This is a genomic window from Porphyromonas sp. oral taxon 278 str. W7784 (assembly GCF_000467855.2).
Classification (GTDB): Bacteria; Bacteroidota; Bacteroidia; order Bacteroidales; family Porphyromonadaceae; genus Porphyromonas.
Genome location: NZ_KI259221.1, coordinates 331,417 through 336,889, shown reverse-complemented (window position 1 = coordinate 336,889; position 5,473 = coordinate 331,417). Strand labels below are relative to the sequence as shown.

The window sequence follows — 5,473 nt, the reverse complement described above, 5'->3', positions numbered from 1 at the left end:
ACGAAAATATTTTTTCTTACGTACGGAAATTTTTTTTCTTACGTAAGAAAATTTCCCCGCCTTCGAACGTCGATTTTTCGCCTTCCGCAGAGCGTGAAATTTTCGTGCGCACGGAAATAAATTTCCTTCCGCAAGAAAATTTATTTCCTTGCGGAAGAAAAAATATTTTCTTGCGGAAGGAAATTTTGGCGTCTTTCGAACGGAAATTTTACGCCCTGCGGAAGGCGAAAAATTTCCTTCCGCAAGGAAAGAAATTTCCGCATATGCGAAAATATTTTTTCGTATATACGGAAATAAATTTTCTTATATACGGAAATTTTCCTCCGTATATACGGCGTTTTTTCGCCTTGCCCAAGCAGGGGCGGAGCGAGGCCCGTGGAAGGGGAATTTTCCCCCTAGAGCGGGACGAAAAAGAAGGAGCTCCTTAGCCCAGCGATGGGACTAAGGAGCTCCTTCTTCAGGGGGCGAAAGCCGAGGGCTTCCTACTTCAGAGCTGCGAGAGCTGCTTCGTAGTTAGGCTCCTCAGTGATCTCAGGGACGAGCTCGGTGTAGAGGATCTTCCCCGCTTCGTCGATGACGACGACGGCACGTGCGAAGAGGCCAGCCAGGGGGCCGTCCTGCTGCTGGACGCCGTAGTGCTCGGCGAGGCAATTGTGACGGAAGGCGGAGACGGTGACGACCTTGTCCAGACCTTCAGCGCCACAGAAGCGAGCCTGTGCGAAGGGCAGGTCCTTCGAGATGCAGAGGACGACGGTATTGTCGAGCTTCGAAGCTTCGGCATTGAAGCGACGCACGCTGGCGGCGCAGACTCCGGTGTCGACGCTGGGGAAGATGTTGAGGACGACACGCTGACCACGGAGGTCTTCGAGATGGAGCTCGCTCAGGTCGGTCTTGACGCCGCCGAAGTTAGGAGCGATGGTGCCTACAGCGGGGAGTTCGCCACCGAGGTGTACGGTGATGCTGTTCTTGAGAGTGACTGTTGCCATTGGATTGAATTGTCTTGAGAGCGCCCGTGAAGGAGCCCGGGTGAATGATCTTTGTCTTAGAAACTTGCTTGGGCCGGGGGTTGTTCACTCGGCACGCAGGAAGTGGGGCCTTAGCCATCCCTCCTCGAGGCGAAGGACGATGTCGAAGAGGTCGAGGCTCATGCAGTAGGGCACGGCATCCTCGTAGCCAGCCGAAAGTAGGCGAGAGAAGTGCTCCGACGTGCGGATGTAGCTGAGGCGCCCCTCGAAGGTGCGGGCGTGCTCCTTCCAAAGGTCAAGGGCCATGCGAGCGCAGTCGTCGGAGGCTTCTCCCCCAGACTGAAGGGCGAAGGCGCCGGCGTAGAGGAAGTCCTCCATGGAGACCTGCCCCTTCCAGCCCGCAGCGAGGATGACGACGTCTCGCCCCGCCTGACGGCAGTAGTCGATGGTGGCCTGGAGGTTAGTGAGCGCTCCGACGAGGATCTCCTTGGCTCCCTGCTCCTGGGCGATGGTGAGGGCTCGGGTGCCGTTGGTCGTCGTGAAGACGATCTCTCGCCCAGAGACGAGCTCCGTCGTGTATTCGGTGGGGTCGTTGCCCAGCTGGGCGAAGGGACAGCGGACGATGTTGCGCTCGGCGGCGATGAGGGCGCCGATGCGCTTCCCTTCGAGCTCCGCTTCCTCGGTCGTCGCAACGGCCTTGATCCCCTTGGCCCCGTGAGCAAACGCCGCTACCATCGTCGTCGAGGCTCGGAAGATGTCGACGATGATGACGATGCTCTCAGCTCGATGGTAGAGCGGATACAGCTCGGGGGAAGGGCAGAGGTAGATATTCATGCGTGGTGGGACTGGTAGATACGGCACTACCTCCCAAGAGGGATGCTCACGTGCATCCTGCTACTTGGGAGGTAGTGCGCTGGAGAAATGCTTGTGCAAAGGAGCGGCGACTAGATGCCTAGTTCCTGGCGGATGACTGCGATCTTCTCGAGGCAGGCGGCCTCAGCGGCGGGTAGCTCTTCCTTAGAGGAGGCCTTGCCACGTACGCCGATGTAGAACTTGATCTTGGGCTCCGTCCCCGATGGGCGGATAGATACCTTCGTCCCGTCTGCCGTCTTGTATTGCAGTACGTTGCTCGTCGTGGGCATGTCGAGGGTGAAGACTTCGCCCTTGTCTAGCCAGACGCCTTGGAGCTTAGCGTAGTCGAGGACTTCGACTACAGGGCTTCCGGCGAGCGTCTTCAGGGGATTCTTACGGAAGTTCTTCATCATCGCTTCGATCTCTTCGGCACCCGTCTTACCCTTGCGGACGACACTGACGCCTTGCTCCTTATATAGGCCGTATTCGAGGAAGACCTGCTGGAGGAGCTGGTAGATCGAGAGGGAGCGATCTGCTGCCCATGCTGCTAGTTCGGCGAACATACAGCAAGCCGAGACGGAGCTCTTGTCACGGATGAAGTCTTCACGCAGGAAGCCGTAGCTCTCTTCGCCCCCGCCGATGTAGTTGAGCTTGCCCTCGTTCTTGCGGATGACGTCGGCGATCCACTTGAATCCGGTGTAGCAGTCGAAGAGGGTCACGTGATTCTTCTCGGCGATGGCTCTGATCAGCTCCGTCGTCACGATCGTCTTGACTACGTAGTCCTGACTCTGCAGGAGCCCCGATTCCTTACGGCTCATGATGGCGTAGTAAGTCAGCAGGGCGCAGATCTCATTCCCGTTGATCAGCACCATCTTGCCCTCTTCATTGCGGACGGCTACTCCGATGCGGTCGGCGTCGGGGTCAGAGGCCAGCACGAGGTCAGCCCCCGTAGCTTCTGCACGTGCCAGAGCAAGCTCCAGTGCGGCTGGCTCTTCGGGGTTGGGCGAATAAACGGTAGGGAAGTCACCACTGACGACATCCTGCTCTGGGACGTTGATGATGTTCGTGAAGCCAATGGCCCGGAGCGCCTGAGGGATGATCCGAACGCCCGTCCCGTGGATCGGGGTGTAGACGATCTTGATGTCGTGGTGGCGAGCAATAGAGTCCTTCTGAGGCGCAGATAGGGTAGCTACTCGTTCGATGAAGAGCTTGTCGAAGTCTTCCCCCAGCGAGTGGATGAGCTCTGGGCGAGCGGTGAAGTTGATGTCCTCAGCCTTCGTGATCTTGTTTACCTCGATGATCGTATTGCGATCGTGAGGGGCAAGCATCTGAGCGCCGTCGGACCAGTAAGCCTTATAGCCGTTGTATTCCTTAGGATTGTGCGAGGCGGTGATCATGACGCCGCTCTGGCAACCAAGCTCGCGGATAGCGAAGGAGACTTCAGGCGTAGGACGGAGGCTTTCGAAGAGATAGACCTTGATCCCATTAGCTGAGAAGACTTCGGCGGCGATACGAGCGAAGACATCGCTGTTATTACGGCAGTCATGTCCGATAGCTACGGAGATCTCGGGGAGAGAGGCAAATTCCTGCTTCAGATAGTTAGCTAGACCTTGGGTAGCAGCCCCTACGGTGTAGCGATTCATGCGGTTAGAGCCTACGCCCATGATTCCGCGAAGACCTCCCGTGCCGAACTCAAGATCCTTGTAGAAGGATTCAACGAGCTCCGTAGAGTCTTCGGCGTCAAGTAGGCGTTGTACTTCGGCACGTGTCTGGCTATCGTAGCCTGGGGTGAGCCAACCTTGAGCCTTAGCTCGGACTTGCGCTAAAAATGTGTCTTGTTCCATATGTCTTTGGATGTATGTGAAAGTCAAGATTCTACTGTGAGCAAAGATAAGACTTTTAGGCAAAGAAAAAGGCTTCGCCTCCTTGGGCTCATCGAGCGACCAAGGAGGCGAAGCTAGGGGAAGAAGTAGGAAAGACCTACGGGATTAGTTCTCAGCGGTAGTCCAGCCCTTGCTCTGTAGAGCAGCCTTGACCTTTGCTGTCGCACGAGAAGCTTCGAGGATGAGTACCCCGTTCGTGCTAGGCAGAGCATTGACGATGCTTACGAGAGCATCCTCGTTAATGCCCGTAGCCTTGAGGGTGAGCTTCTTGAGAGAAGTGAACTTAGTGAGGTTGAGCGATTCGATATCCTTACCAGCAACGGAGAGGTTCGCAACCTTAGCTCCGCTGAAGCTGGACAAGATTGGGGCGAACGCCTCGGCCGGTATGCCAGCGAGATCTACGGTCTCAGCGCCTGAAATAATAAGGGTGCTCTTTTTTGCAGAGAGCTTGGGTACATTGTGTACCTTGAAGATCAAGTGACCAGTCTCCTGAAGAGAAATGTCTTCGAGTTGAGGCTTATTCTCTAGGTCGATGTCAAAGCGTTCACCTCCATAGGGTCTCATGATAATAACTTGGCGAATATCCTGGCTCTTAGCGAGAGAAACCTTAGAGAACCGAGGAGACTGAGCCATGAGAACCTTCAGTTTAGGTAGGTTATCGAGGTCAATGGACTCATTCGTTAGGGGCGAACGAGTAGAGATATACTCGATTACATTGTTCGCTGGCAAGAGCACCTTCTTATAGTCACTAGACCGTTCCTTACCCGGGAAGTAGGGGTTGTTGCTCTTTCCTCCCCAGCTACCTAGCCCAAGCAGAACCAGTTTCCCCAGCTTTGTCAGATCAAGAGTGGCGAGCTGATGCCCTGCTAGCCAGAGATAGGTTAGGTTCGGAGCATTATCGAGTGAGATGTTCTTTAGGTTGGAGTTCCCATAGTCTTCCGTGAGTACAACCAGTCTCTTCAGGGCTGGAGAGCTCTTTTGTACCTTGACTTCTGTGATATCATCACTGGTCAAGTCAAAGATATTGAGGCTCCCTTCGATACCTACCTTCCCAGACTTCCCAGCTTTGTAGATCCCCTTCACCTCTGTAGCGTATGCTCCGACCAGAGTTAGATCACCCACACCTTCGACTTGGAGTTTAAACTCCTTCCCCTCGGGGAGAGAGAACGCAATGGGAGCAACAGCTGCACGCTGTCCATTTTCATCGGGTAAGATCTGACTGAACTTCCCCGTCTTAATTTCAGGCTTGGGCTCTTCGTTGTTTTTCTTGCAGCAGGACAAAGCAAGGCAAGGCAAAAGGACGAATGCCGCTAGTTTAAGTATCCTGTTCATAAGCTTGTAATTATGGATGGTTAAAGAATGTTACTGCACTACAAATATATGGAATAAGCTGTAATCATGAGCTTCACGTATCTTATGGGGAGGTCTATTTGAATCTTCTCTCGAGGAGGAGAGTGCAATAGCCTGCTCAACCCTCTAACTGAAATCCTCTACCAAGGGCAGGTGAATGAGTCTCTGCATTTAATTGTGGCTTGCTATAGTTTTAGTAAAAAGCGTTAGAGGCATCCCCCCCTGGGGTACCTTGTCAATCTTAGTACTCTCGCTCCTTTTCTTTCAGTCTGAGTATCCCAGGGAGTGGGCCCATCAGACTGAGGCTCGGTTCCGTAGCCTTCCCGAATTTCAATTCGCGCACCCCGGGAGGGGTGCGACTTCATCCGCGACAATAAGGACTACACCACGTGATGTTTCAATTCACGCACCCCGGGAGGGGTG

4 protein-coding genes and 1 pseudogene are annotated in these 5,473 nt (G+C 54.4%); 1 reads left to right on the top strand and 4 read right to left on the bottom strand.

The window, feature by feature from the left end:
- Nucleotides 1-428: pseudogene (locus tag HMPREF1556_RS08790) on the top strand (hypothetical protein); the annotation flags it as partial.
- A 54-nt stretch (nucleotides 429-482) separates the two neighbouring features.
- On the opposite strand, the gene tpx reads toward HMPREF1556_RS08790, so the two are convergent.
- The 4 genes from tpx to HMPREF1556_RS01330 form a co-directional block, all read right to left on the bottom strand.
- Nucleotides 483-986, bottom strand: coding sequence for a thiol peroxidase (tpx, locus tag HMPREF1556_RS01345; protein ID WP_021666386.1), 504 nt, complete (start codon nucleotides 984-986; stop codon nucleotides 483-485).
- A gap of 84 nt (nucleotides 987-1,070) precedes the next feature.
- Nucleotides 1,071-1,799 carry a 2-phosphosulfolactate phosphatase gene (locus tag HMPREF1556_RS01340; RefSeq protein WP_021666385.1) on the bottom strand — a complete coding sequence of 243 codons (729 nt, stop codon included), beginning with the start codon at nucleotides 1,797-1,799 and terminating at the stop codon, nucleotides 1,071-1,073.
- Between the two features lie 110 nt (nucleotides 1,800-1,909).
- Complete coding sequence (locus HMPREF1556_RS01335) at nucleotides 1,910-3,661, bottom strand: phospho-sugar mutase (protein WP_021666384.1); 1,752 nt, start codon at nucleotides 3,659-3,661, stop codon at nucleotides 1,910-1,912.
- Between the two features lie 144 nt (nucleotides 3,662-3,805).
- Nucleotides 3,806-5,032 carry a hypothetical protein gene (locus tag HMPREF1556_RS01330; RefSeq protein ID WP_021666383.1) on the bottom strand — a complete coding sequence of 409 codons (1,227 nt, stop codon included), beginning with the start codon at nucleotides 5,030-5,032 and terminating at the stop codon, nucleotides 3,806-3,808.
- Between the last annotated feature and the right edge of the window lie 441 nt (nucleotides 5,033-5,473).

Coding starts and splice junctions, on each gene's coding strand:
- HMPREF1556_RS01340 (WP_021666385.1), bottom strand. CDS start 1,799: ATGAATATCTACCTCTGCCCTTCCCCCGAGCTGTATCCGCTCTACCAT.
- HMPREF1556_RS01335 (WP_021666384.1), bottom strand. CDS start 3,661: ATGGAACAAGACACATTTTTAGCGCAAGTCCGAGCTAAGGCTCAAGGT.
- tpx (WP_021666386.1), bottom strand. CDS start 986: ATGGCAACAGTCACTCTCAAGAACAGCATCACCGTACACCTCGGTGGC.
- HMPREF1556_RS01330 (WP_021666383.1), bottom strand. CDS start 5,032: ATGAACAGGATACTTAAACTAGCGGCATTCGTCCTTTTGCCTTGCCTT.